Origin of the sequence: Tatumella sp. JGM94 (assembly GCF_018257595.1) — a bacterium.
Lineage (GTDB): Bacteria > Pseudomonadota > Gammaproteobacteria > Enterobacterales > Enterobacteriaceae > Tatumella > Tatumella punctata.
This window is the reverse complement of sequence record NZ_JAERJN010000013.1, coordinates 167983-193631: the sequence shown is the minus strand read 5'-3', so window position 1 is coordinate 193631 and position 25649 is coordinate 167983. Positions and strand designations below refer to the sequence as shown.

38 protein-coding genes and 1 pseudogene are annotated in these 25649 nt (G+C 50.7%); 36 read left to right on the top strand and 3 right to left on the bottom strand.

From position 1 onward, the window contains the following. Positions 1–303 precede the first annotated feature (303 nt). Complete coding sequence (locus tag JK216_RS11240) at positions 304–690, bottom strand: helix-turn-helix domain-containing protein (protein ID WP_212711846.1); 387 nt, start codon at positions 688–690, stop codon at positions 304–306. Positions 691–792: 102 nt separating this feature from the next. On the opposite strand from JK216_RS11240, the gene JK216_RS11235 reads away from it, so the two are divergent. From JK216_RS11235 to JK216_RS11165, 16 genes and pseudogenes are all read left to right on the top strand, one after another. Further along, on the top strand, positions 793–1014 hold the full coding sequence (locus tag JK216_RS11235; protein WP_212711845.1) for a YdaS family helix-turn-helix protein: 222 nt from the start codon (positions 793–795) through the stop codon (positions 1012–1014). Positions 1015–1027: 13 nt separating this feature from the next. Further along, positions 1028–1348, top strand: coding sequence for a CII family transcriptional regulator (locus tag JK216_RS11230; RefSeq protein WP_212711844.1), 321 nt, complete (start codon positions 1028–1030; stop codon positions 1346–1348). 359 nt (positions 1349–1707) lie between these two features. After that, positions 1708–2592: a hypothetical protein gene (locus JK216_RS11225; RefSeq protein WP_212711843.1), complete on the top strand. Its 885-nt coding sequence runs from the start codon at positions 1708–1710 to the stop codon at positions 2590–2592. A gap of 2 nt (positions 2593–2594) precedes the next feature. Then, positions 2595–3260 carry an MT-A70 family methyltransferase gene (locus JK216_RS11220; RefSeq protein WP_349290163.1) on the top strand — a complete coding sequence of 222 codons (666 nt, stop codon included), beginning with the start codon at positions 2595–2597 and terminating at the stop codon, positions 3258–3260. Continuing rightward, positions 3257–3340 (top strand): annotated as a pseudogene (locus tag JK216_RS17040) (SAM-dependent methyltransferase); the annotation flags it as partial. The gene JK216_RS11220 and the pseudogene JK216_RS17040, both read left to right, overlap by 4 nt. A 174-nt stretch (positions 3341–3514) precedes the next feature. Further along, positions 3515–3748, top strand: coding sequence for a hypothetical protein (locus JK216_RS11215; RefSeq protein WP_212711842.1), 234 nt, complete (start codon positions 3515–3517; stop codon positions 3746–3748). A 34-nt stretch (positions 3749–3782) separates the two neighbouring features. Then, complete coding sequence (locus JK216_RS11210) at positions 3783–4379, top strand: DUF1367 family protein (protein WP_212711841.1); 597 nt, start codon at positions 3783–3785, stop codon at positions 4377–4379. Further along, positions 4376–4582 carry a hypothetical protein gene (locus tag JK216_RS11205; protein ID WP_212711840.1) on the top strand — a complete coding sequence of 69 codons (207 nt, stop codon included), beginning with the start codon at positions 4376–4378 and terminating at the stop codon, positions 4580–4582. The genes JK216_RS11210 and JK216_RS11205 overlap by 4 nt, the downstream gene beginning before the upstream one ends. A gap of 2 nt (positions 4583–4584) precedes the next feature. Beyond that, positions 4585–4881 carry a DUF1364 domain-containing protein gene (locus tag JK216_RS11200; protein WP_212711839.1) on the top strand — a complete coding sequence of 99 codons (297 nt, stop codon included), beginning with the start codon at positions 4585–4587 and terminating at the stop codon, positions 4879–4881. After that, positions 4878–5234 (top strand): RusA family crossover junction endodeoxyribonuclease, encoded by a 357-nt coding sequence (locus JK216_RS11195; protein ID WP_212711838.1) that lies wholly within the window; start codon positions 4878–4880, stop codon positions 5232–5234. The genes JK216_RS11200 and JK216_RS11195 overlap by 4 nt, the downstream gene beginning before the upstream one ends. A gap of 52 nt (positions 5235–5286) precedes the next feature. Further along, complete coding sequence (locus tag JK216_RS11190; RefSeq protein ID WP_212711837.1) at positions 5287–5976, top strand: bacteriophage antitermination protein Q; 690 nt, start codon at positions 5287–5289, stop codon at positions 5974–5976. Positions 5977–6167: 191 nt separating this feature from the next. Then, entirely contained in the window at positions 6168–6386 is a 219-nt protein-coding gene (locus tag JK216_RS11185; protein WP_212711836.1) for a class II holin family protein, read from the top strand. 11 nt (positions 6387–6397) lie between these two features. Further along, a complete protein-coding gene (locus JK216_RS11180; RefSeq protein ID WP_212711852.1) occupies positions 6398–6880 on the top strand; it encodes a lysozyme in 483 nt (160 codons plus the stop codon). After that, positions 6873–7292, top strand: a complete 420-nt coding sequence (locus tag JK216_RS11175) for a hypothetical protein (RefSeq protein WP_212711835.1) — start codon at positions 6873–6875, stop codon at positions 7290–7292. Before JK216_RS11180 ends, JK216_RS11175 begins: the two co-directional genes overlap by 8 nt. A 433-nt stretch (positions 7293–7725) precedes the next feature. Then, complete coding sequence (locus tag JK216_RS11170; RefSeq protein ID WP_212711834.1) at positions 7726–8199, top strand: Ig-like domain-containing protein; 474 nt, start codon at positions 7726–7728, stop codon at positions 8197–8199. A 415-nt stretch (positions 8200–8614) separates the two neighbouring features. Beyond that, on the top strand, positions 8615–9592 hold the full coding sequence (locus tag JK216_RS11165; protein WP_212711833.1) for a terminase small subunit: 978 nt from the start codon (positions 8615–8617) through the stop codon (positions 9590–9592). A gap of 204 nt (positions 9593–9796) precedes the next feature. Here the strand turns inward: JK216_RS11165 and JK216_RS11160 are convergent, their stop codons facing one another. Beyond that, the gene (locus JK216_RS11160; RefSeq protein ID WP_212711832.1) at positions 9797–10063 is read right to left on the bottom strand and encodes a hypothetical protein; all 267 of its coding nucleotides are present in this window, start codon (positions 10061–10063) and stop codon (positions 9797–9799) included. A gap of 69 nt (positions 10064–10132) precedes the next feature. Here JK216_RS11160 and JK216_RS11155 point away from each other — a divergent pair, with 69 nt between their 5' ends. From JK216_RS11155 to JK216_RS11145, 3 genes are read left to right on the top strand one after another with little or no spacing between them, the layout of a single operon-like run. Beyond that, entirely contained in the window at positions 10133–11743 is a 1611-nt protein-coding gene (locus tag JK216_RS11155) for a TerL protein (RefSeq protein WP_212711831.1), read from the top strand. 10 nt (positions 11744–11753) lie between these two features. Next, entirely contained in the window at positions 11754–13229 is a 1476-nt protein-coding gene (locus JK216_RS11150) for a DUF1073 domain-containing protein (RefSeq protein ID WP_212711830.1), read from the top strand. Beyond that, complete coding sequence (locus JK216_RS11145) at positions 13186–13833, top strand: phage minor head protein (RefSeq protein ID WP_349290162.1); 648 nt, start codon at positions 13186–13188, stop codon at positions 13831–13833. The genes JK216_RS11150 and JK216_RS11145 overlap by 44 nt, the downstream gene beginning before the upstream one ends. On the opposite strand, the gene JK216_RS11140 is transcribed toward JK216_RS11145, so the two are convergent. Next, positions 13817–14215, bottom strand: a complete 399-nt coding sequence (locus JK216_RS11140) for a hypothetical protein (RefSeq protein WP_212711829.1) — start codon at positions 14213–14215, stop codon at positions 13817–13819. The two genes, JK216_RS11145 and JK216_RS11140, sit on opposite strands and share 17 nt — an antisense overlap. 56 nt (positions 14216–14271) lie before the next feature. Here JK216_RS11140 and JK216_RS11135 point away from each other — a divergent pair, with 56 nt between their 5' ends. The 17 genes from JK216_RS11135 to JK216_RS11060 all read left to right on the top strand — a co-directional run bounded on the left by JK216_RS11135 (position 14272) and on the right by JK216_RS11060 (position 25605). Then, positions 14272–15477 (top strand): DUF2213 domain-containing protein, encoded by a 1206-nt coding sequence (locus JK216_RS11135; RefSeq protein ID WP_212711828.1) that lies wholly within the window; start codon positions 14272–14274, stop codon positions 15475–15477. An 8-nt stretch (positions 15478–15485) separates the two neighbouring features. Then, complete coding sequence (locus JK216_RS11130; RefSeq protein WP_212711827.1) at positions 15486–15980, top strand: hypothetical protein; 495 nt, start codon at positions 15486–15488, stop codon at positions 15978–15980. Between the two features lie 9 nt (positions 15981–15989). Continuing rightward, the gene (locus JK216_RS11125; protein WP_212711826.1) at positions 15990–16943 is read left to right on the top strand and encodes a DUF2184 domain-containing protein; all 954 of its coding nucleotides are present in this window, start codon (positions 15990–15992) and stop codon (positions 16941–16943) included. Between the two features lie 40 nt (positions 16944–16983). Beyond that, positions 16984–17298, top strand: coding sequence for a hypothetical protein (locus JK216_RS11120; RefSeq protein WP_212711825.1), 315 nt, complete (start codon positions 16984–16986; stop codon positions 17296–17298). Then, positions 17264–17671 (top strand): DUF4054 domain-containing protein, encoded by a 408-nt coding sequence (locus JK216_RS11115; RefSeq protein WP_212711824.1) that lies wholly within the window; start codon positions 17264–17266, stop codon positions 17669–17671. The genes JK216_RS11120 and JK216_RS11115 overlap by 35 nt, the downstream gene beginning before the upstream one ends. Next, positions 17668–18297 carry a hypothetical protein gene (locus JK216_RS11110; protein WP_212711823.1) on the top strand — a complete coding sequence of 210 codons (630 nt, stop codon included), beginning with the start codon at positions 17668–17670 and terminating at the stop codon, positions 18295–18297. Before JK216_RS11115 ends, JK216_RS11110 begins: the two co-directional genes overlap by 4 nt. Further along, complete coding sequence (locus tag JK216_RS11105; protein WP_212711822.1) at positions 18284–18670, top strand: head-tail adaptor; 387 nt, start codon at positions 18284–18286, stop codon at positions 18668–18670. The genes JK216_RS11110 and JK216_RS11105 overlap by 14 nt, the downstream gene beginning before the upstream one ends. After that, complete coding sequence (locus JK216_RS11100; protein ID WP_212711821.1) at positions 18663–19211, top strand: hypothetical protein; 549 nt, start codon at positions 18663–18665, stop codon at positions 19209–19211. Before JK216_RS11105 ends, JK216_RS11100 begins: the two co-directional genes overlap by 8 nt. A 2-nt stretch (positions 19212–19213) precedes the next feature. Beyond that, positions 19214–20359 (top strand): DUF3383 family protein, encoded by a 1146-nt coding sequence (locus JK216_RS11095; RefSeq protein WP_212711820.1) that lies wholly within the window; start codon positions 19214–19216, stop codon positions 20357–20359. A gap of 9 nt (positions 20360–20368) precedes the next feature. Beyond that, positions 20369–20809: a DUF3277 family protein gene (locus tag JK216_RS11090; protein WP_212711819.1), complete on the top strand. Its 441-nt coding sequence runs from the start codon at positions 20369–20371 to the stop codon at positions 20807–20809. Between the two features lie 11 nt (positions 20810–20820). Beyond that, the gene (locus tag JK216_RS11085) at positions 20821–21249 is read left to right on the top strand and encodes a phage tail assembly chaperone (protein WP_212711850.1); all 429 of its coding nucleotides are present in this window, start codon (positions 20821–20823) and stop codon (positions 21247–21249) included. 35 nt (positions 21250–21284) lie between these two features. Further along, complete coding sequence (locus tag JK216_RS17035; RefSeq protein WP_249213124.1) at positions 21285–21437, top strand: NTP pyrophosphohydrolase; 153 nt, start codon at positions 21285–21287, stop codon at positions 21435–21437. Further along, positions 21427–23307 carry a hypothetical protein gene (locus JK216_RS11080; protein WP_212711818.1) on the top strand — a complete coding sequence of 627 codons (1881 nt, stop codon included), beginning with the start codon at positions 21427–21429 and terminating at the stop codon, positions 23305–23307. Before JK216_RS17035 ends, JK216_RS11080 begins: the two co-directional genes overlap by 11 nt. Then, the gene (locus tag JK216_RS11075) at positions 23307–23882 is read left to right on the top strand and encodes a phage baseplate protein (RefSeq protein ID WP_212711817.1); all 576 of its coding nucleotides are present in this window, start codon (positions 23307–23309) and stop codon (positions 23880–23882) included. Before JK216_RS11080 ends, JK216_RS11075 begins: the two co-directional genes overlap by 1 nt. A 75-nt stretch (positions 23883–23957) precedes the next feature. Beyond that, a complete protein-coding gene (locus JK216_RS11070; protein ID WP_212711849.1) occupies positions 23958–24185 on the top strand; it encodes a hypothetical protein in 228 nt (75 codons plus the stop codon). A gap of 2 nt (positions 24186–24187) precedes the next feature. After that, positions 24188–25252, top strand: a complete 1065-nt coding sequence (locus JK216_RS11065; protein WP_212711816.1) for a hypothetical protein — start codon at positions 24188–24190, stop codon at positions 25250–25252. Positions 25253–25293: 41 nt separating this feature from the next. Further along, a complete protein-coding gene (locus JK216_RS11060; protein WP_212711848.1) occupies positions 25294–25605 on the top strand; it encodes a hypothetical protein in 312 nt (103 codons plus the stop codon). Positions 25606–25649 lie beyond the last annotated feature (44 nt).

Sequence of the window (25649 nt, the reverse complement as noted above, 5' to 3'; positions counted from 1 at the left end):
GGTTTTATAATCACGAGCGACCGAATATGGCACTGAATGGCTACACGCCGATGCAACATATTCAACGCTTATCTGATTCTACTTATCGCCTCCGTTAAAAATGGGGGGATTACCGCACAATATCCATTTCATATGGTGATCTCACACGACTGGTAGGGTTTGCCTCATCTATTGGAGGGATCACCCCCATTTCATTCCAAAGGGATATAGTTTGTATAGTCAACTTTAAACCTTATGACCAATTAATCATTGATAATTATATAGTTTTATTGGTTTTTGTTACAGAGTTGCTTTTTACGTTAATTATTCAGCATCACCCTTAATCCGCCGACTCATGTACTTCTCATAAAGCGCATCGAGCTCTTTCAGACGAAGAGCAAAAATGCGCAACATGTTTTGTTGCTCTTCTTCCGGCAGTTGGCGATAGAGCTCAAGCAGGCGCTGTTCGTCAGGTTTTAGGCCGTTGCTTTCATCGACTTCTTCACCCAGCAACCAAGGGACTGACACACCTGCAGCGTCTGCAACGGCCAAGGCTGAACCTTTACTAATAACTCCTTTTTTGAACCAGCCGTTAACGGACTGCGGCGTTATCCCCGCAACCCTTGCCATATCAGATTTAGTCATCCCGCGCCTTGTTAGCTCTGTTAATCGCTCAACAAGAATCGGGTTAAGTATTTTTTTCTCAGTCATTTCAGAAGAGTAAGCCTTTTTGATTTAAATTAAAATTCGCCCGGGACTTGACTTGGTATTAAGTCTTAGGCTTAATTGTCAAATCTACCACGGGAGACAACTATGAACGGATTAGAAAAGGCAATTAAAAAAGCAGGAACAGCCAGTAATTTGGCGTTGATGCTTGGCATTAAACCAATGTCAGTAAGTCGATGGAGGAACCGTTACAAGGGCGTGGTCCCACACGAACGCGTATTACCAATTTTTAACATCACCGGCGTAACACCCCACGAACTGCGACCAGATCTCTATCCCAACCCAACCGACGGCTTACCTCGGTCATGAGGGAGTATTCATCATGGAAAAGGCAATTACACGAAAGTTAGATCCACCAATTTTCAATCCGCTTGAAATAGAGAGTGTTCTGCTCAACCGGCTTGCCTCTGTGGGTCAAAAAGCTTACGCGGAGCACATGGGGGTTAGCGAATCGACCATCAGCAAGCGCAAATCGGAAGGGTATTTCGCAACGCTGGCGAGAGAGCTGGCGTTTCTGGGAATCCAGGCAGCACCCCCGGAGGCGGTACTGGTGTCGCGGGAATATTTAGCATCAGTTGAAACGCTGGCAGATATCGGGCTGAAAGCTGAGCGGGCTAGACCAGGGCCGCTTGGGTGGGACTAAACCATGAACCATATCGAGTTTATTGAGAAAAATGTTTATGAGGAGCTTATGCGCCAGGGGTTTACGCAGTCAGTAGCTCAGGGGGGGGGCATATCAGGCTATCGATTTATACAAACGTATGTCACAGGCAAGCCGGAAGGGAGGGATTTTTGATGATGTTATGCGTCACGCAAAATTGTGGGCACAAAAGCAAACCAGTAAAAGTGATCACCGAAAAAACAAAAAGGGTGAAGACCGTTGTGCGGGAACACAACCGGCCTTCGGACGCAAAAACGGTAAGTAATCGCGGGGTCAGTATGTCAGGAACCAGTACAAAGGTAAACGCTGGCTGACGCCAATTCAGTATGTAAGGGGTTTTTATGCGTGATTACGGAAAAGTGCACACGTCGTTCTGGATAAGCGATGGAATGCGGCGCGTCTCCGATGATGCCCGGTTGCTTGCACTGTACCTGCTAACCGGTCAACACACGAACATGATTGGGTGTTTCCGGCTACCCGATGGATATGTTTCGGAAGACCTTGCGTGGGCTCCGGAAAGGGTTTCGAAAGGGTTTGATGAACTGTCGAATAACGGTTTCGCAACCCGGGACTCAGTCTCTAAATGGGTACTTATCCACAACTTTCTTTCCTGGAATCCAATCGAGAATCCCAACCAGGGCATTTCAGCGATGCGGTTGTTTGATCAGATACCCGGTAATTCGAGGGTAAAGCCAGAGCTGGCGCGGATTCTGTCAGTGTCTGTTGCTCATATCGGGACGGAGAAATTAAAGGGTTCCGAAAGGGTTCTGCAACCCTTCCTTAGCCAGGAACAGGAACAGGAACAGGAACAGGAACAGAAAAACACTTTGGGGCATGGCTCCGCCATACCCCCTGACGATGACGAAACTGATTCAGAGACTCGGGGCTCGAAGAAAAAAACTTATCCCGAAGACTTTGAACGTGCCTGGGCGATTTATCCCAAACGGGCAGGGGGGAACAGCAAAGCGGATGCCGTCAAAGCGTGGAATGCCAGAATCACCGCCGGGGAACCTCCCGAGAAGCTGATTGCCGGTGTTAAGCGCTATGCGGTTTACGTGACCGCTGCCGGAAAGCTCGGCACGGAGTTTGTGAAGCAGGCAGCGACTTTTTTCGGTCCCTCAAAGCACTACGAGGAATCCTGGGAGAGTTCTGTGCAACCAGGCATGCGGGCCATGAACATGATTCCCCAGCCGGACATTGAGATCCCGACTGGGTTCAGGGGGTGACTGTGGAAAATATTTTAGCATCACGCAGGAATTACACACTGATTTACGCTGATCCACCGTGGCAATACAGGGATTCTGCAAACGATGGTGCCCGTGGCGCCACGCACAAATACCCGGTGATGAACGTGCAGGATATCTGCCGGCTTCCGGTATGGGACTTGGCTAATCCGGAATCATGCCTGCTGGCCATGTGGTGGGTACCGACTCAGCCGCTTGAAGCACTCAAGGTTGTCGAGGCCTGGGGATTCCGGCTGATGACCATGAAGGGATTTACCTGGCACAAAACCAACCGCAGGAAAGGTAACAGCGCTATCGGAATAGGCCATATGACCCGTGCCAACAGCGAAGACTGTCTCTTTGCGGTGAAAGGGAAATTGCCTGAACGCCTGGACGCTTCGATCTGCCAGCACATTACCGCGCCGCGACTCGAGCACAGCGCTAAGCCACAAGTCGTTCGGGACATGCTCGTAAAGCTTCTGGGAGACGTACCACGCATTGAGTTATTTAGTCGTGGTGACGCTGCCGGCTGGCACCACTTTGGCAATGAGAACCCGCGCAATGACGTTGAGTTATTCAGCGCAAATTTTAAACGGCAATATCAGTCACTAAAACTCAATTTTCAGGAAATTATTCTATCAGCAAGTGTTACAAGGGAGGCTGATCGATGACCGAGCAATCAATACTCGATATGTGCTGTGGCTCTCGAATGTTCTGGTTCGATAAGCAGGATGAAAGGGCTATATTCAGTGGTAGCGGCATCGCCTAAGGTGGTGAAGTAGCAGATCTTTCATATGAGTATGCTTGTAAACGAATTTTTCAAGATGTATGCCTGGCACCTTACTTTCATAAAATTTACATATGTAAGTGATTCACCAATAAAATTACTGTATAAAAACACAGCATATTGCTTTTGGAGGTAGGCATGCGCAGTGATAGTGATGAGTATTACGATTTAATTAAACGCTCTACGGGAGAGATTGTCGGTAGCATTAGCGCTGCCGGCAGGATCCTGGTGTACAGAAACAACGGCATTACATCAATGCGCCCGCTGTTGGAAGATGAAGGGATTTTTAATCTCAATACAATGACCAGTTTTCTTCATCGGCTTGGCTACCGCGTAATTGCACCTTCTGATATTATGAATTCCACGGCCTGAACAACCGTAACCTACTGCGCCACGGAGAAAAACCATGGCGCAATTGCATTTAATAAAACAGTCCCAAGGCATACTGATCCCTGCCACGCAGGAGACCAGCGATTTTTTGCAATCAAAATGTAGGCTCGGCTCTATTCTTCATGCCGATTATAAGCTTGTCCGTAATCCTGCATTTCACCGCCGCTTCTTCGCATTACTCAATCTCGGTTTTGAATACTGGGAACCTACCGGCGGGGCCATTTCTTCTAACGAGCGCAGGCTGATCACCGGTTACGCAAAATACCTGGCGGCCTATGGCGGAAGTGAATCAGCGCTGATGGATGCCGCTGAGCAGTACCTGGACCGCATCGCAGAAAAGCGGTCAGGCAGCATCAGCATCTGCAAATCTTTTGACGCCTATCGTGCATGGGTGATTGTCGAAGCTGGCCATTATGATGCTATCCAACTGCCTGACGGTACCCTGAGGAAGCATCCCCGCAGTATTTCATTCTCAAATATGGACGAAACGGAATTCCACCAGCTCTATCAGGGCTCTCTTGACGTGCTCTGGCGTTGGATACTCTCTGGCTCATTCAGTAGCCCGACAGAGGCCGAAAATGCCGCAAACCAACTGCTGAGCTTTGCATCATGAGTATAAAAATATCGTGGTTTCAGCATGACGATTGCACAACCGAGCAGGCCGACGAGCTTATTGAAAAATATCGTAAGAGAGGCGAGAAAGTTGAACGCAGCCTGAACCAGGACCTGAAAACCTGGACTGTCAGCGTCAGGCTGGTGGAGACCGAAAACCTACCGCGCCCGGACCACCGCTGGCGTAACCGGATGTGGGGGTGATTATGGCTAACCTTCGTAATGCGGCGCGTGGCCGGGATTGTACGGTCCGGATCCCAGGATACTGCAACGGAAACCCGGAAACCAGTGTGTTGGCCCATTACCGCCTGGCGGGAACGTGCGGTACCGGAATCAAGCCTGACGACACCCAGGCGGCCATTGCCTGTAACGGGTGCCATGACCTAATCGATGGCAGAACAAAAACCACCGATTACACCTACGAAGAACTGCGCCTGATGCATGCAGAGGGCGTATTTCGTACGCTTGAAATCTGGCGGAAAGAGGGACTTATCAAATCATGAAAATCTACGATATTACGCCCATCGGGAAACCCAGAATGACCAGAGCTGATAAGTGGAAACAGCGTCCGGCAGTAATGCGTTACCGGGCGTTCTGTGATGACGCACGCCTGCGAAAAATTCATCTGCCGGAATCTGGTGCCCACGTTACGTTCGTTCTCCCTATGCCACAAAGCTGGAGTAAGAAAAAGAAGGCGCAGTACGCCGGGCGGCCGCATCAGTCCAAACCCGATTGCGACAACATGCTAAAAGCCCTGATGGATGCGCTCTATGAAGATGATGCCAATATCTGGGACTGCCGCATAACCAAAATATGGGGAGATAAGGGGCAGATCATCATTGAGGAGTCTCTATGACTGTTAAGCGTGCCGGCCAAACCAAAACTAACCAGTCACAGAAGGAAGCCCCATGAATACTCAATACCTTCAGTACGTACGTGAGCAGCTTGTCGTGGCCACTGCCGATCTGAGTGGAGCGACGAAAGGGCAGTTGATGGCCTGGCTGGAGAACGCCCAGTTCGACACAAACACCTTTCCCCGTAAAAAATCACGCATCTGGGACGAGGAAACAAAAAAGTGGATAACGTTGAACAATCCCCCGATACCGGGTAAACAGTCCCATGCTAAAGGATCTCATATTCCGCTGGTACAACCGGTGGAATTCGCAACGGCATCCTGGCGCCGGGCATTGTTGTCACTCGAGGAGCATCAAAAGGCCTGGCTGCTATGGAACTATAGCGAAAGCATCCGGTGGGATCATCAGGAGACAATTATCCGTTGGGCATGGGAACAATTCAGAGCAAACCTCGTCGGTAAACGTGTTGCAAAAAAAACGATGGATAAACTACGGCAGCTTATCTGGCTGGCGGCTCAGGATACGAAAGAGGGATTGGCCGGGCGCGACATCTATCAATACACCGAACTGGCTGCGCTGGTGGGGGTGGAGACTAAAAACTGGTCTAAAACGTTTACAGCGCACTGGGAAGCAATGATAGATGTGTTTACCAGGCTGGACAAAGACTCATTACTAGCAGTTGTGGAAACACGTTCACGACAAAAGGCGACAAATTTACAGCAGGGTATTGCAAAAGTAGATTAATATGCCTATATTTAACTGAATTCTGATATTGTCGCCGTAATTTCGACAGTTGATGACCTTGAAACCTCGCCTCGGCGGGGTTTTTTGCTTTCTAAGATACGAAAAGTTTCCCTAGGCTCTGCTACGGCTGGGCTTTTTTTTATTTCTCCCTTATGCACAGCACAGCCCATTGAAAGTGGGAGGTGGAGACTATGAGAATGGACAAGCTAACTACCGGTATTGCGTACGGCGCGGCCGGAACTAATACCGGATTCTGGCTATACCGGTTACTCAATTCTTTCACGCCAGATCAATGGACGGCCATCGGTGTACTCGGTGGCCTTTTTTTTGCGCTTATTACCTGCCTGGTCAATGTTGGATTTAAGGTGTGGGATCGCAAGCACAATATGGTTAGGGCTGATGAGGACTGAAAGTTATGGCCATGTCACCCTCGCTACGAAAAAAGCTGATAGCAGCTATTGGTGGCGGAGCAGTTGCAATAGCAGCGGTACTACTGCCTCCTCTTGAGGATACTGTTTATACGCCTTATCGCGACGGTGGCGGGGTATGGACCGTTTGCACCGGCCACACAGGCCCGGATGTTATTCCCGGTCACCGTTATACACCTGCTCAGTGTGATTCATTTCTGAAGTCTGATATCCGAACTGCTGATAACTCAGTAAATCGCCTGGTTAAAGTGCCAATGACAGCAACGCAGGAAGCGGCTCTGACCAGTTTTGTGTTTAACGTGGGTGCCGGTAACTTTGCCCGGTCATCGTTGCTGCGTGAACTCAACGCCGGTCATTACACAGAAGCCTGTAACTCGCTCACCCGATGGGTGTATATAGGCCGGACTAAATCCACTGGCCTGATGAACCGCCGCGCCATCGAAAGCGAATTATGTATGTGGGGTGACAATGATTAATAAAATCGCTGTAGCCCTCACTGTCCTGATACTGCTTATTTTCAGTTTGCTGTTATGGGCAGCCTTTCATTACTACGGTAAGGCGGTCACCCAGCGCGACAGCATTATCACCCTTACTCAGCAGAAAAATGAAGCTGAATTCATCACGCAGACTCAGGCTCTTACCGTCGGTATTTTCAATACCATCGCACAATCCACTCTGGATAAACAAAATGCGAACACATTGGACTCACAGGCAGCCCAGGCTGACATCAAAACAGCTATTTCGGGTGATGCTTGTTCTGCTGTTGTTGTGCCTGGTCGCGCAGCTGACAGGTTGCTCAGCGCCTACAACGCAGTACGTAAAGGTTCCGGTAACACCAATTCCGGCAAGTCTTCTGCAACCGTGTCCCGTATCCGCACCACCAGGTGACCCGTTAACTTTCGGTGACAGCGTATTGTGGAATGACCTGTTGCTGACTGACCTGCAGAACTGCAACAGCCAGATAGATGGCATCAGACAGATTGAAAACGAGAGGCAGAAGCAATGAGTCAGATGCCAATACACACTGTTGAGACCGGTATCAACGGTAATTTCAGATTTCGTCGCCAACCTCTAACAGGACTCGCAGTACTACAGGTTGAAATCAATCTGCGAACTTTCAGACAGCCATCTTTGCACTCGCCAGGTATTGATCGCAGTTCAACTGGTTGGCGGGACGCGACAATGGAAGAGGCGTATTCAATCCAAATGAAGTCCGCCCAACCGAAGAGTCCAGACAAAAATGATTAAGCGCTTTTTCGCATGGTTAAAAAATATTTATTACCACCCGGCCACCACGGCTGAAACAATCAAGGAAACAGTTATGCCAAACGTTCTAACGTTAACCCTCGTCACCAATAATTCAGCCGCTGACGGCGTGTCAGCCAATACTGCTCAGGTTAAAGTTACCGATGCTAATGGTGTGGCAGTTGTGTCTCAGACAGTCAATCTGTCCACTGATTCAGCAGTATCTCTGCCGGCTTCCGTAATAACTGATTCAGCCGGTACAGCTTCATTCAGCCTGACCAGCGTGACTGCCGGCAGTTACCCGATCACTGCAGCGTTGGATGATGGTACCTCAGCAACCGGAACGGTAGTTTTTGCTTCAGCGCCAGTTACTGTGGCTGATCCAACACCTGTAACCCCAGTATCTCTTTCTGCAGTAGCTGATGTATCCCCCCTGGCATCACTAAAGGCCCGGGTTGAAGCGTTCGTTGCGTTTGTGGAACACGGTCTGGAAGTTCTTGGCGCTGATGCAGAAGCTGAGCTGGTGGCTCTGAAAGATAAGTATCTGTAATCAGAACAGAGGCCATTGCGGTGGCCTCGATTGTGATTACCCTGCAAGATGAACTAGAAGTAACTACTCAGATGTTCTTCCGCAATAGATCTAAGGCGTCTGGTTGCTTCATTATCAGGAACATCCTCAGACACAGGCTTGGAACCCGACTCTCGGATAGTCTTTATCAAAGCATCCCTGGACTCCTTCCCGTGCAGGAGTTCAAAATGACCAATTATTAACCTGATAACAGTATCCTGAGTTGTTGTTATTACCCGTAATCTTTGTAGTTCATCATTAACTTCTTCAAAGTCATTAAACTCTAGTGTCATTTATACATTCCTTTTGGTTGTAGGACGTTTTGTTTGCAGCGTGAAGCTGTTATCAGCTAGTGCCTAATATTGACCATTCATAAGTAAAATTAAAGAGAAACCTCATGGCAAAGCCGGATTGGAGCGAGCTTCAAGATCGGTTCCTGTCCGAACATGCCGAATCCGGCGTATCACCGAAAGAGTGGTGTGAGTCGCAGGGGCTGAATTACTCGTCTGCGCGACGGTATATCAAAAAACCTACTGCGCAGCATTCTGCGCAAAAAAATGTTCAGTCTGATACCAGAAAGTTGCGCAAAACAGGTAATGCGCAAAAGGCCAATGACAGCGATGCGCAGGAAATTGCGCAGGAATTCGATTTGCGCAGTTATGGCCTCAATGACATGCAGATGAAGTTTGTTGATGAATATCTCATCGACCTTAACCGCACAGCTGCATATAAGCGGGCTGGTTATAAAGGTGAGGGAAACACTGCATACGTTAATGCTTCGAGGCTGCTCAGAAATGCTAAGGTCACCGCTGCTGTGAGAGATGCGATGGATGCGCGGGCAAAGCGCACTCAGATTTCACAGGATGCCGTTCTGCAATGGTGGTGGGATATTGCGACCGCTGATGCATCCGAGCTGACTGAGTACCACCGAGGGTGCTGCCGCTACTGCTGGGGCTTCGGTCATCAATATCAGTGGCGTGACATAGTGGAGTTTGAAGAAGAGTTTGCCGAAGCCGCCGCACGCAAACAGCGTGAGCCTACAGATCAGGGCGGTTACGGTTATGATGCTGTTCTCGATCCGAATCCAGAATGCCCCCGTTGCAATGGTGTGGGCCTGAGCCGTACTGTTATCCACGATACCCGCGACACTTCGGCTGCTGCCCGTCGATTATTTGCCGGAGTAAAAGAGGGTAAGTTTGGGATAGAAGTCATTACCCGAAATCAGGACGACGCTCTAAAGATGGTAGCTCAGCATCTGGGTATGCTGAAAAGCAAAACGGAAATCAGCGGTCCAGAGGGCGGACCGATTCAGACCGAGGCGACAAATCTAACCCCCGATGAAGCCGCAGAGCTCTACCGTAAGATGATGGGATAACTGCTGAAAACGAGAGTTTGGCGATTAAAAAACGCTATGCAAATTCAGTGGTGTTTTATGCACTGTTTATGCAATCAATTTTGCCAGTTTTTCAGTTGAAAACTGATAAAAAAAAGGCACGCAGCCGTTTTTCTCGGTGAGTGCCTTTCTCGCAGGGCGCTTAAGGACCATTATGTTAAAAAGAGCTTATTTATATTAATTTAGCTAATCTTGTTGCCGGCCTGGATTGTCATAGCTCTCTCTTTTGCGCCAAGCCTTTTCACCGCGCTCCCATATTGCTGTGTCGGCTGTTAGTTTTTTGAATTTAGCCAACACCTTTTTATCAATCGCAAGATTTCCGTTATCATTTGTATATACAAATGCATTTCCGAATCTCTTATTGATCTCATACACCGCAACTTCTTGGTAAAGTCTATTTTGGTTGTTCAATTCAGACTTCATCCATAGTGCAACATCGTCAACTGTAGCCATGATTTACCCTCAATAATAGTGCTTACGGTTTGTAACACTATGTTAGTAATATATATAGTGTGGAAAACAATGCCAATTCCTTTCCCCTTCGATTTCCGGAAACCGGACTATACGCAGGTGTTTGAGTGGCGCATGGAAAGGCTGCAGCGCATCCGCAAGAATCCGGAAGCGCTCCCTGCTTTGAAAGAGTTTTATCGTAACGACCCGGCCCAGTTCATTATCGACTGGGGAATGACGACAGACCCGCGTAACCTCGATTTTGGCCTGCCGGTGTCGGTACCGTTTCTTCTGTTCCCAAAACAGGAAGAATGGATTCACTGGATTATGGACCGCCGAGGCCACCATGAAAATGGCATCACAGAAAAGAGCCGTGAGATGGGGCTCAGCTGGACCTCAATCGGCCTGGCGTGTGCGATGTGCCTCTTCAACAAAGAGATGGTGATCGGCTTCGGTTCCCGTAAAGAAGAATACGTGGACAGTACCGGTGACCCTAAGGCCTTGTTCTGGAAAGCACGGAAATTCGTCGAGACACTGCCGGTGGAGTTTCGCGGCGACTGGAACGCAAAGAAACACGCGCCTTATATGCGCGTTGAGTTCCCGACCACTGGTGCAGTTCTCAAAGGAGAAGCGGGGGACAATATCGGACGAGGTGACCGTACCACGCTTTATTTCGTGGATGAGGCCGCATTCCTGCAGCGCCCGATGCTTATTGAGGCTTCACTTTCACAAACCACACGTTGCCGTATTGATCTGTCATCAGTCAATGGCATGGCAAACCCGTTTGCACAGAAGCGCCACGGTGGCCGCATTCCGGTATTCACGTTCCACTGGCGCAGTGACCCACGTAAGGACGATGAGTGGTACCGCAAAGAGTGCGAGAAGATAGATAACCCGGTTGTTGTGGCACAGGAACTTGACCTGAATTATGCAGCTTCGGCTGAGGGTGTCCTGATTCCCAGCGACTGGGTACAGGCCTCCATTGATGCACACATTAAGCTGGGCATAGAACCAACAGGCAAGCGCCTGGGTGCAATGGACGTGGCCGATGAGGGCCGCGATAAAAACGCATTCTCGTCCCGCTATGGCTTTCTGCTTGAGAGCGTTCGTGAATGGTCTGGCGTGGGTAGCGATATCTACGGCTCTGTTGAGAAGGTATTCGGTTACTGCGAAGAAGACGGACTCGAAGAATTCCGCTTTGATGAGGACGGTCTGGGTGCTGGCGTTCGTGGTGATGCCCGAGCTATTAACGAGCTGCGTAAAGCGGCAAGACGACCAATGATACTGGCTACCCCATTCCGTGGCAGTGGCGGGGTATTCGATCCGGATGATGAAGCGGTACGCGGAGATAACGGCCAGGCGGCCAGACTGAACAAAGACTTCTTTGCTAACGCCAAAGCACAAAGCTGGTGGTACCTGCGCAAGCTGTTCCAGAACACCTACCGTGCAGTGGTTGAGGGCATGTCTTACAACCCTGACGAAATCATTTCAATCAGCAGCAGCATGGCAAATAAGGACAAGCTCGTTATCGAACTGTCCCAGCCAACCTATTCCATCAACGGTGTCGGAAAAATCATCGTGGATAAACAGCCGGACGGCACTAAATCACCGAACCTGGCCGATGCCGTGATGATCAATTACGCACCAATGAATACCGAACTTGATATCTGGATTCGCCTGTAACGGAGTAATGATGGCACGAAAAAACAGAAGTGGCGCCACGTCTCCTCAGGCGACAGCGGACAGCTACGATAACTTTATGGCGCGGGTTGGCATGCAGCAACCTAACCAGCATGCGGCATCAACCTACCGTGCAAACTTTACCAGCCGCAACCGGCTACAGATTGAATGGGCATACCGGTCATCGGCCATTATAGGTTCAGCCGTTGACGCTATTGCAGATGATATGACCCGCAAAGGCATCCGTATCACCTCAGAGATTGATCCCAAACACCGCGGCGTTATCGAATCAAAATTTGATGAGCTGGAACTGTGGGACCGGCTGAACGACACCATTAAATGGTCACGCCTCTATGGTGGCGCTGTAGGCTTCATTATGATTGAAGGGCAGGCACCGATGACGCCGCTCCGACTTGAGACAATAGGCAAAGGCCGGTTTAAAGGGGTGCTTCCTCTCGACCGCTGGATGATTAACCCTGTACTCACGCGGCGTATCAAAGAGATGGGGCCAAACCTTGGTAAGCCAGAGTTCTATGATGTAGTGACCACCGCAACCGGCATCCCTGCCTGGCGAATTCACCACAGCCGCCTGATCCGCTTTGACGGTGTGACATTGCCTTACCAGCAGGCCATTACGGAAAACGAGTGGGGCATGTCGGTGGTTGAGCGTATCTGGGATCGCCTGACTGCCTTCGACAGCGCCACCATGGGTGCTGCACAGCTGGTTTACAAAGCCCACCTGCGCACCATGAAGATTAAAAAACTCAGAGAGCTGATAGCCCTGGGTGGAAAAGCTTATGACGCCTTATTGAAAAACATGGACATGGTACGAATGTATCAGAGCAACGAGGGGCTGACTCTTCTCGACGGTGATGATGAGTTTGAAACTCACCAGTACACGTTTTCCGGACTCGATGACGTGATCGGCCAGTTTGCGGAACAGATCAGCGGTGCTGTGGGTATTCCACTTGTGCGCCTGTTCGGGCAGTCGCCGAAAGGGTTCTCGACTGGTGATGCTGACCTTGCCAACTATTACGACAATATTGGCACACAGCAGGAGCGTCGCCTGCGTCACCCATTGCGCCGGCTGCTGGATATTATCCACCGCTCCGAACTGAGCCAGCCACTTCCGGATGATTTCACCTTTGAGTTTAACCCTCTGTGGCAAATGTCAGATGTGGACCGCTCAACCGTGGCGGTTAACATGACCAATGCCATCAGTACCGCCCTGAATGATGGGCTGCTCACTCAAAAGGCAGCCATGACTGATCTGCGCGAAACATCTGATGTGACCGGTATCGGCGCATCGATAACCGACGAGGATATTAATAATGCCGCAGACGAACCGCCACCACCGCCGGGGCTCAGCAGTGATGACGACCAGAAACCAGTCGAAGCAGGCGGAGATCCGGTATCGAACCAGCCTACGCAGGATAGCAAAAGCCGTGGGGGACATCGTCCATGGCGGCTACGATGGTTCAAACGATAGCGTTACTGAAATAATGGGTGCTCTGGATTCCTACAGTGATGTCATTGACGGCTGGGCTAATCGTGTGGCGGAAAAGTTCGCTACGGATATCGCCAGGCATACAGAACGTGAATGGAAGCGTAACAGTCAGGACATCAGTGCTGAGCTGCGTACGCTGATTAGCAGCACGTCAACCGGCCAGGTGATGCAGAGTATCGTCGCTGAACAGGTTAAGTACATTAAGTCTCTTCCACTTGAAGCCGCTGAGCGTATTTACGATATCCAGAACAAAGCTATTGAGGCTGTTTCCTCTGGTGGCCGAGCGTCACAGTTCGCGAAAGAAATAGCTGCATCCGGCGATGTGGCCGCATCTCGCGCCCAATTGATAGCCCGTACTGAAACCGGTCGGGCGATAACAGCACTTACTCAGGCACGCTCAACAGCCGCAGGTTCAGAAGGTTATATCTGGCGCACAGCAGACGATGGCGATGTCCGGCACTCACATGAAGAAATGGAAGGAAAGTTTGTCGCCTGGAGTAACCCTCCAACGCTCGACGGAATGACCGGACACGCTGGTACGCTACCTAACTGCCGTTGCTGGTGTGAAGTCATTTTCCAGAATTAGGAATTTTAACAGGAATTAATAGGCTGAATAATATTTGGAAGGCTAAGATGAGAAAAGCCACCGCGCAGAAGTAAGTTGCTTTTGCCAAGCTGCTGTTTTGATGTTCAGACATAAATGTTAACAATGCATCCGCAATACTTGCTGCAACCGGTGATATAGCCGTTCCCAAAGTTACTAATTTTGCATCTAGTTCTGTTTTAAATTTCCCCATACGGTCGTATGCCACTGTCCAAAAAACGAAAATTGCATAACATAAATTTAAAACGGTTAGCAGCTCGTCCTGCTTCCAGGCCCTACAAAACATAAATAAAATAACATAACCCCATGATGATAAAAATGTAAATGCTATAACCTTTTTCGAATAACCGTCAGAGCCTTTCATACAATTTGTTCCCTTCATAATGTTTGGATAGCTAATAAATACGAAAGAGATGACATATGCAATATTTTTTCATATCCCGCCTTGGTAGCTCTCGCTTTCTACTGAACGATGGTTCGCTGCTCTGTAAAAACGTACCGATCGCCAGAACAGGCAGCCAGTTGTATTCCGCTGATGACCTTCCCAAGCTAGAGCCTGACGACGATGACGAGATAGTTGTTGAACGTACGCCTGATGAAGTTTTCAGCCCTGAAACGCTGGCCTCATTTGAAGGCATGACGGTGACAATCCTCCATCCGGAAGATGATGAAGGGAATATTAAATTTGTCGATCCGGATAACTGGCGCGAACTGGCCGTCGGGCATGTTCAGAACGTCCGGCAAGGTACCGGTAGTCAGTCAGACCTAATCATTGCTGACCTGATCATTAAAGATGAGGCAGCAATTAGCTATATCGAGAATGGATTGCGCGAAGTGTCATGCGGTTATGACGCTGAATACAAGCAAACCGCACCCGGTAAAGCGAAACAATACCAGATCTCTGGTAATCACGTGGCTCTCGTTCCAAACGGCAGAGCCGGTTCACGTTGCGCAATTGGAGACAGAAACACGATGGCAACATTTAAAAAGAGCTGGGTTACGCGCTTCAGACAAGCGATGAAAACCGGCGATGCCGACACCATGAATGAACTGCTTGAATCAGCACCGACAGGTGATGAAGGCGATTTACCTAAGGGCGTCAACCTCAATATCAATCTGAGTCCGCAAAACCCTATGCCGGATAAAGACTCGGAAATGGGCGGTAAGGCTACAGCCGATGATGACGATGTTCCTGACTGGGCAAAAGCACTGATTGCCCGACTGGATAAGCTGGAAGGCAAAACTACTGATAGCGACGACCAGGAGGACAAAGACAAAACTGGCGACGCTGAAGATGACGAAGATAAGGAAGAGGAAACTACAGCTACCGGTGATGCCGCGTATCGTGCAGACCTCATTTTGCCTGGCATTGACCTGAAAAAAATGAAGCCGACTGCTTTCAAGCGTCACGTCCTGGCTTCTGCAGATCAGTCTCTGGTACGCCAGATTGTTGGTGATGCGGCAATCAAAACACTCAAAAAGCCTGTGGTGGACATGGCATTTACCGCGGTCTCTGAGCTGGCAAAAAACCGCAATACCGGTTCACAACGCACTGCTGATGCACAGCGCACCACCGGTTCTATTTCCTCTATCAATGAGCGCAACCAGGCTTTCTGGAAACGCTAAGGATCACTATGAGATCAATTCTACTCAGGATGCCAGTCGGCATCCCGGGCGCTATTTCACGTCCACAGGATTTAACAACCGAACCGGCTTTGCTGGATGCCACTCTGACCTTTACCGCTTACGGCCTGCCTGGCAAGTTTAGCGGTAACAGTCTGGTCCCGCTGGTGGCGGGTGACACTGCTGCCCTTATCGTGGGCTTTCTGGTTCGTCCATATCCGACGACCAGCAATGCCGACTTTAATCATCAGCTGACTTCCGGTACCGAACTGACTGGTGGCCTTCGTACCGGTGACATTCTGAAACGCGGCTATCTGACGGTAAATGTCGGTGGTGATGCAACCACTATCACGCGTAACGCCCCGGTGTATTGCGCCCTGGCTGGCGGCGCACTGACGGCAACCGCTCCGGCAGAAGGTGATGCCACGGTGGTGGCCATCCCTAATGCTGTCTTCACCGGTGCCGGTGATGCTGACGGCAACGCTGAAATTTCTTACAAGATTTAAGGATCAACCATGCAGACTTTTGACCAACGTACCATTGACGGCACTGGTGCTTTCCTGGTTGGTGAGCTTGAACGCCTCGACCAGACACTGAACGCGCCGCTGGTGGCCTATACCTGGAGTCGTGATATTCAGTTGCGCGAAGATGTATCTATCGCTGATGACATCTCCAGCTGGACCAATACCAGCTTTGCCGCTGCCGGTTCTGGTGCTAACCCGAATGGTAAGAACTGGATCGGGGCTAATTCAACGGCTATTGCAGGCGTGAATGTCGATATCGATAAAACCGGTCTGCCTCTGAACCTGTGGGGGATGGAGCTCGGATGGACAGTTGTCGAACTCGCTGCTGCACAGCAGGTCGGTCGCCCGATTGATGCGCAGAAATATGACGGCATGCAGCTGAAATGGCAGATGGACAACGATGAGCAGGTTTACATCGGCGACACTGACAAGGGGCTGAAAGGGCTGCTTACTCTGGCAACAGGTGCCGGCAAGGTTGCTCTGACCAACGCTACTAAAACGTGGGCCACCTCAACCGCTGATGAAATGCGCGATTCTATTAACACGCTGCTGACTACTGCGTGGAAAAATTCAGCGTATTCGATGGTACCGACAGACCTGCTGCTACCTCCTGAGCAATATGCGCTTCTGGCCAGCACTATCGTTTCAGATGCCGGCAACCAGTCACTGCTGACTTATCTGGCCACCAACACCATTGCCTACCACCAGAACGGTATTCCACTGAATATTCGTGCTGTGAAGTGGCTTAAAGGTCGTGGCGTAGGCAGCACCGATCGCATGCTGGCCTACACCAATGACAAAAAGTTTGTCCGCTTCCCTCAGGTACCACTGCGCAGTATCCCGATCCAGTATCGTGGCTTGTATCAGCTGGTGACCTACTACGGCAAGCTGGGTGCTGTTGAGCCGGTATATCCGGAAACGCTGGCCTACATGGACGGCATCTGATCACTTTAAGCGCCCTGAAAGGGGCGCTGCAGGAGCTATCATGGCTAAAAAATCACAGGTAGAAATTCTGGTGCATACGCCGTTCATGTTCAATGCGCCAGGTGGCGGCGTGACAGAGTTTAAAGCAGGCCGGATCGCGGTGGATAAGGATGTGGCAGAACACTGGTTCGTCAAAGCCCATTCAGATCAGACCGGCGCGGTAACTGTCAGCGGCACCGATGAGGAATTACTGGCGGAGATCGAGAGTCTGAAAACGCAAATTACTGAAAAAGACAAAGAGATTGCCGAACTGAAAGCTGCCGCAAAGGGGGAATCATCAGATGTCACGGAACCTCAGCCTGCCGTCAGTAAGTGATTTTCGCACTGCCTTCCCTCAGTTCGCTGACACCACCCGATTCCCGGATGGACAGGTGACATTTCGTCTTAACCTGGCGGATAACCTCATAAGTGAGAAAGTCACTGGTACCGAAATGTTCCCGTATTTTGCGGAGCTGTTTGTTGCGCACTATATGGTGCTCTTTGCTGCTGACAGCCGGTCAGTGGCTGCTGGTGGTGCCGGCGGTTCAACCAACGGCGTTCAGGCGTCCAAATCAGTGGATAAGGTCAGCGTCAGTTATGACACCGGATCAACACTTAATCCTGATGCCGGGTTCTGGAACAACAGCCGCTACGGTGCGGAATTCTGGCAACTGATCATCATGTTCGGTGCCGGGGGGCGTCAGCTATGAAATCCGGCCTGTTTGTTCGCACCGATAACACTCAAAGCATCCTTGATGCTCTGAAGTCTCTGGGCAATAAGGATGTGCTGGTGGGCATTCCTTCTGACCGGGCTGAGCGTACGGACGGCATGGAGATCAATAACGCCGAACTGGGATATCTGCACAGCTTTGGCGGAAATATCCGTATCCCTGAGCATATGACCACCATTTACCGGCAGATGGCTGATGATGGCAGTTTTAAGCGCAACGGCCAGTTTGTGCAGAAGGCAAAAAGCAACTTCGCGACCACACACAAAGTTGCCGCATACAGCGTACAGCTGCCGCCTCGTCCCTTTCTGACAATGGGGATCGCACAATCCAGGGATAAGGTAGCGGCGCTGATGAAACTGGCAGCCACTGCTGCGCTGGAAGGTAATGCATCTGCTGCTGATGTTTATCTCAACCGTGCCGGCACCGAGGCCATGAATTCAGCAAAGCAGATCATTACATCAGGTGACCAGCTTTCACCCTTGGCAGAATCTACGCTTCGCGCGAGACGCTCCAGGGGGCGTTCCGGTACAAAGCCGCTCTATGACACCGGGCAGCTGCTTCGGTCTATCACTTACGTAGTGAGGAGTAAAAATGCCTGTTCTTGACGTGACGGACATCCTTTTTGACCCTGATTTCTGCGATACCACTCTGACAGTTACCCGCCGGACAATGACAAAAGATGATGACGGTTTTGGAAAAAACACGCCCGTTACTTCTCCGTTCTCCGGCGTTGTCACCGTGGATAAATCACTTGAAAGTCGCAGGCTGGAATCAGGCCAGGTGGTACATGGTGCCATTCTGATTGTGACTACCGAACGACTGACGCAGGGGCAAACGGGGCGGGATGCAGATATCGTGACATATCAGGGCCGCGATTACAGGGTGTCATTCGTCGATCCTTACACTGCTTACGGTGCCGGGTTTGTTCAGGCTCACTGTGAATTGCAGCCATTCGACGGAGGTACACCAGTTGAGTGACAACACCACCGGCCAGACCGGCTGGCTTACGCCACAGCAATCGGCCAATGATTACGATGTGCTGCTTGATGTCCATTTAAGCCGCTGGATTCGTGGGGTAACGGGATTGCCTGCCGGCAATGTTATTGCCAGATGGCAACCCGACCAGCCCGCCATGCCATCCGCAACCACCAACTGGTGTGCCTTTGGGGTAACCGGGATTGAAGCTGACGATTATCCGGCATTTGTAAATCAGGCTGACGGTGCATCAGAACAATGGCGGCATGAGCTGGTGGACTGTCTGACTTCGTTCTACGGTCCCGCTGGTCAGATGTATGCCGCCGGATTTCGCGACGGCATTGCAGTGAATCAGAACAATGAAATGCTGGGGCAGTGGGGGCTGACATTTGCCGACTGCGACAGTATCCGGCCAGCACCAGAACTTATTAATAATCAGTGGGTACGCCGTTACGACGTAATGGTACGCCTTCGCCGTAAAGTCATCAGCACCTGGGGAGTCCAGTCGCTGACTGACGTATCCATCCAGATCTCCGGAGATTAACTATGTCACAGGGATTACCTGTTTCTAATGTCGTCAACGTTGACGTCATCATGTCGCCGACGGCGGCAACCGGGCGTAACTTTGGTGCGCTACTCATTCTCGGTACATCTACCGTAATCCCTGTTACTGAGCGTATCCGCCTTTATTCATCTGCGGCAGATATCGGTACGGATTTCGGTACCGACAGCGAAGAATATAAAGCGGCTGTCGTATTCTTTGGTCAGTCACCCGCACCCGATCAGGTTTATGTGGGCCGCTGGGCTAAAACGCTGGCAACCGGTGAGGCCGGTTCGGTGGAAACTCTGCTGCAGGCTGTCAACGCCGCGCTGGATTATAACAGCTGGTATGGCCTGGCAGTGGCCGACAGCGATGCGCTGGTGGATGCTGATATACTGTCGGCCGCAGCAGCTATTGAGTCGGCAGCGGTAAGCCGTGTTATGGGTATTACCACTTCTGAAACCACTGTACTGACCAGCGGTGATACCACGAATATTGCCTATCAGCTGAAGGCGGGGAAATACGCCCGCACGTTCGTGCAGTATTCGTCATCCAGTAAATACGCGGCAATCTCTTCCTTCGGACGGGCGTTTACTGTCGATTTCACTGGCAGCAATACCACGCTGACCCTGAAGTTTAAACAGGAACCAACGGTTACCTATGAAACGCTGACCACCTCGCAGGCAGCGGCCATTGATGCGCAAAACTGTAACGTTTATGTCTACTATGCGAACGATACGGCGATTCTGCAGCAGGGCGTCATGTCAAACGGCGATTTCTTCGACGAACGGCACGGCCTGGACTGGCTGCAGAACTACGTACAGACCAATCTTTATAACCTGCTGTATACCAGTACCACCAAAATACCTCAGACAGATGCCGGGGTAACTCGTCTGCTGACCAACGTGGAAGCATCCATGGATCAGACCGTGACAAACGGGCTGGTGGCACCTGGGGTGTGGAATGGTGCAGATATTGGCGCGTTATCCTCCGGAGATACGCTGACCAAAGGGTATTACGTGTATGCACCTGCTGTGGCCAGTCAGGCTCAGTCTGACCGTGAAGCCCGAAAATCACCCACTATTCAGGTTGCCTGTAAGCTGGCAGGTGCCGTCCATTACGCTGACGTTCAAATTAACGTCGTCCGATAAGGATAAAAAATGTCTACTTATTCTTTTCTAAACGTCACAGCATCACTGACAGGACCAACAGGGAGTATCGATCTCGGTTACGGTTCGGCGAACTCTGAAGAGGGGATCACTGTTGCGATGGCTGAGGCGAAAAACACCATGGTCATCGGTGCTGATGGTGAAGTGATGCACAGCCTGCATGCCGGTAAAAGCGGCACGATCACCGTAACTCTGCTCAAGACCTCCCCGGTAAACGCAAAACTGTCCCTGATGTACAACGCACAGACCCAGTCCTCTGCCACCTGGGGGAATAACGTGATTGTGATGCGTAACTCTGCGTCTGGCGACATTACCACAGCTCGTTCTGTGGCATTTCAGAAGCAACCGGATCACGCTAACGCCAAAACCGGTAATACAGTTTCGTGGGTATTTGACTGCGGCAAAATCGATCAGGTTCTTGGAACATTTTAAGGGGATGAATGATGCAGTTTGAGATCAATGGCCAGCAGTACCGCACTGCAAAAATGGATGTGTTCGCACAGTTTCGTGTTGCCCGTAAGCTGGTCCCTGTACTGGCTGGCATGGCTTCCGATCTGGCCGTCATTCGCGATGCGGCGGACGATAAAAGTAAAATTATGGATGCGGTAACATCGGTGCTGCCGAAAATTGCCAACTCCCTGGCCGATATGTCGGATGAAAGCGTGGACGCGATTATCAAACCCTGTCTGGCAACAGTATCCCGACAGAACGGCACGAACTGGACTCCGGTGGCTAACGGAGGGGTACTGATGTTCGATGACATCACTCTTCCCGTCATGCTGCAGCTGGTGGGCAAAGTGATCGGGGGGAACATCGGCGATTTTTTGCAAGAACTCCCCGCCAGCGGGACGGACACTCAGCCAGCGGCCTGACACTCGACTCATTACCTGATGGCCTTGATTACCTGATGCGCCCCGTTGATTCGGGGCTTTGTCATTATGGGGCGTTGAAAGATGGCTCCCTGGACCTTTTCGATATTGCCCTGATGAATGACTGGCTGGATTTGAAATCTGATAACGAGGCGCGGATAAGGCGATGGGAACAGGCAAATGAACGCTGAAACAATTAAAGACTTCCTGGTATCTCTGGGGTTCCAGGTTGATCAGTCCGGCCAGCACAAGTTTGAGCAGACACTGGCCAGCGTCACGCTGAAAGCTGCGGCTATGGCTACTGCGGTCGAAGCTACCGCGCTGTCAGTAGTCGCATTCACAGCAAAGATTGCTTCAGGTCTGGATAATCTGTACTGGGCATCACAGCGAACCGGTGCGACCGTGGCGGGCATACAGGCTATAGGTTATGCCGCGTCTCAGGTCGGCGGGAGCGTTGAAGGTGCCAGGAGTTCTCTGGAATCTCTGGCCAGATTCATGCGAAACAATCCGGGCTCTGAAGGTTTCCTGAACCGCCTGGGGGTACAAACGCGTGACGCCCGCGGGCACATGATGGATATGTCATCCATCTTTACCGGCGTAGGCCAGCGGCTCAGCCAGATGCCGTATTACCGGGCTAATCAGTTTGCCCAGATGCTGGGAATTGATGAAAACACGCTGATGGCCATGCGACGTGGCATGGGAACGTTTTCAGCGCAGTATTCGCAGATGGCGAAGGCTATCGGCTATAACGCGGATACAGCTGCCCGCCAGTCAAACGTGTTTATGACCAGTCTCAGGTCATTCGGACTGATGGCGGGCATGGCGAGGGATAAAATAGGCTCGACGCTGGCTGGTGGCCTGGCTGGGTCAATAGATCACCTGCGGCGCCAGGTGGTCGATAACTTCCCGAAAATTGAGGGGGCAATAACTACCGGCGCAAACGGGATTCTATGGCTGGCAAACATCCTGACCAGGGTTGTTTTTCGGTTGATTGAAAGCGTTGGAGCCGTCCTGCGATGGTGGAACAGTCTGGATTCGGGAACCAGGCGTGTTATCGAAGCTGTGGCAGCTCTTGCCGTGGCATGGAGGGCGCTAAACAGCGCGTTCCTGGCATCACCTATCGGCCGGATTATTGCTCTTGGTTCTGCCATTGCGCTACTTTTCGAAGACTATAAAACCTGGAAAGAGGGCGGTCAGTCGCTGATTGACTGGCAGAAGTGGAAGCCGCAAATCGACAGCGCTGTCAAAGGCATTAAGACTCTTGAAAGCAGCATTCTGAAGCTGTTCGGTATTGATCCGAAAAAATGGACAGGGGAATGGGACTTTTCAAATCTCACTCAGAACCTGGGCGATTTCGGGAAAATGCTGAACTACATTGCTGAAATGCTTAATGCGATAAAAGATGGTCGCTGGGGGGACGCCTATGCTGCCGGTAAGGCTCTGCTGAACCAGCATAGTGATACCACTACTGATGCTCTTCCTGGTGTTTCTTCCAGTGCAGACTCAGCCGCAGACTGGATCCAGAGTAAAACAGGATTTGACCCCCGGAGTATCGGCAGGTTTTTCACCGGTAACCGTCCGGACCGTAATAATAATCCCGGAAACCTGACGGGGTCCGGTGGCTTTCGTGTGTTCAGTGATGCAGCCAGTGGGTGGGATGCAATGCGAAACCAGTTGATGCGTTACTTTACCGGCAAAACGACAGGACGCCATCTGCAGACCATCAGCGATATTGTCAGCACCTGGGCACCACCTGGTGAGAACAACACCCCCGCGTACATCGCCGCAGTGTCGAAGTGGATGAATGTCAGCCCCAATGCTGCTCTGAACCTTAACAACCCTGACACCATGGCAAACCTGATGCAGTCGATGGCACGGCAGGAAGGTTACAGCCAGTGGAATAGCCCCGTTGCGCGTCAGGTGGCCGGCGCGCAGGTACAGCAGCAGAACACATACCACATATATGGCGGCAATGCTCAGGAGATCGGGCAAGAAGTCGGCCGGCGGCAGATTGACGCAAATGCGAAAGTATTACGAACTAATCAAAGCGGGGTCGGATAATGGATATCCTCTCAACTCTGTTTCAGCAGCAAAGCCGTAAGATAGGCATCATAGTGCCCAGTGTTGTCATCTCAGAGAAGCATTCTGACACGCTTGAAATTACTGAGCACCCGGTAGAGATAGGTGCTGCTGTTTCAGATCATGCCTATAAGCGACCTTCTGAGGTTGTTATGCAGGTTGGATTTGCTGGTGGTGGTTCATTGCTGGATCTACTGGATACCTCATCCATTGGTCTGACTGCCGGTCTGAGTCCGAAAGAGGTTTACCAGAACCTCCTGGATTTACAGAGCACGCGGGTGCCTTTTGATGTTGTGACCGGTAAGCGGATATACAGCAATATGCTGCTCCGCGGGCTGGAGGTGGAAACAGACAGTACCACGGAAAATGTTCTGTCAGCCGTGGTTACACTGCGTGAAGTCATTATTACCAGCACAACAGCGACTCAGGTTGCCGCTAAGGCTGACATGACTCAGGGTGCTAACACCTCAGCAGTTCAAAATTCCGGGGTGAAAACGCCGGTGCAGAAAAATGAATCCCTGTTAAGCCAGTTAAGCGGCGTCGTGTCCGGAGGATAAATGGCAATCAGTGAAATCCCTCTGACTGCAGAAAACCAGCAGTTTTCTATATCACTGGCAGGTGTTACCTACCAGATGGCGGTCACCTGGCGAGCGGCATTCTGGTGTCTTGATATTATGGACAGCAGTGGCACAGATTTGATTATGGGTATTCCGTTAATCACCGGTGCAGACCTTCTGGCGCAGTATAACTATCTCGGACTGGGGTTTTCTCTGTACGTCGGTTGTGATGATCCTGCCAATGAAAACCCTACAGAAACCGACCTCGGAACAAACAGCCATCTTTATGTGGTGACGGAGTAATTATGTCTCAGAACTGGATGCGGCATTTCGAGTTGCTACTCGTTGACTCGAAGGGGAACGCAATAGACTTTGCCGATTTTAAAGTCACCTTTAATATCGACTGGTTTAATCTCAGCAGTGAAACCCGCGTGGGCACATTTAAAATTTACAATCTCTCTGCGAATACAGTCAGCAGGATCTGCGGAGAGGAATTTACCCGGATAAGAATTATTGCCGGGTATGACGGTATCGCCTCTGATGTAACTGCTGATCAGGTTGGTGTGGCCAGCTCTGTCAACTCTGCAGATGTCGGGCAGACCGGAGGGCGTAATTACGGATTACTTTTTGACGGTGAAATCCGTTATACCATCACCGGAAAAGATAACCCGGTTGATTCGTTTGTACTCATCCAGGCTGCTGATTCGGATCAGGCATTCTCAACCAGTATCACTGCGCAAACACTGGCCGCCGGCTACACCGTTGCCGACATGAATACCGCACTGATGAAAGACTTTAATGCGAAAGGTGCCACTGAGGGTAAAACCCCGACGATGCCAGCGATTGTTTACCCCCGGGGGCGTGTGCTTTTCGGTATGACTCGTGACCTCATGGACAACGTCGCAGAGCAGTGTAATGCTGACTGGATGTTTGTTGACGGTAAGCGTGAGATGGTGGCCAAAGATGAAGTTGTGCACGATGCTATTACACTAAACAGCGCGACCGGCCTGATCGGAATGCCTCAGCAGACTATCGGCAATGGCGTAAACGTCCGGGCACTGATTAACCCGAATATCCGGGTTAATGGTCTGATTGAACTGGACCAGTCATCTGTTTATCGCACGGCACTGGCCAATAACGATATCTCTATGGCTGGTGGAAGGATCACCGACCAGACAGTCAACGGCAATGTGTCGGTTACCGGAACGACAGCACAGCCCGCCAGCATCGCGACAGATGGCGTTTATATTGTACGCGGCATTATGTACACTGGTGATACAAGGGGCCAGGCGTGGTACATGGATATGATGTGTGAGGCGCGTGGCGCTCAGGATCTTGTTAGCCAGGCAGCAATTCAAAAAGGTGCGTAGCCGTGAAAAAATTAGCATTACTGATAGCTTTGTCTTTTCCGATGGCTGGCTTTGCTAGTTCTAACATGCTTCAGTGCGGACCGTATCTCCTTGACCTGATACCTGATTCACTTTTTCAAATTAACGGACAAACTGTTACATCGCAAAAGATAAAAGTTCTTGGTGATGAGGGTAACGGTATGCGAATTGATATGGGTCTAATGCCGGCACGTGACGGCAATAACTACGGATTTGACTATATCCATCATCCCGGCAGCGATAAACGCTTTCTAAATGTCCAGCTTCTGCAGAACGGTATGGATGCTCCGAAAGTTATCGGCTCGTTTCCTTGCAGGAAAGTGTCCTTGAAGTAGCTCTAAATATCACCCCAAACCCTTGACGATTTTCTATCCACAAG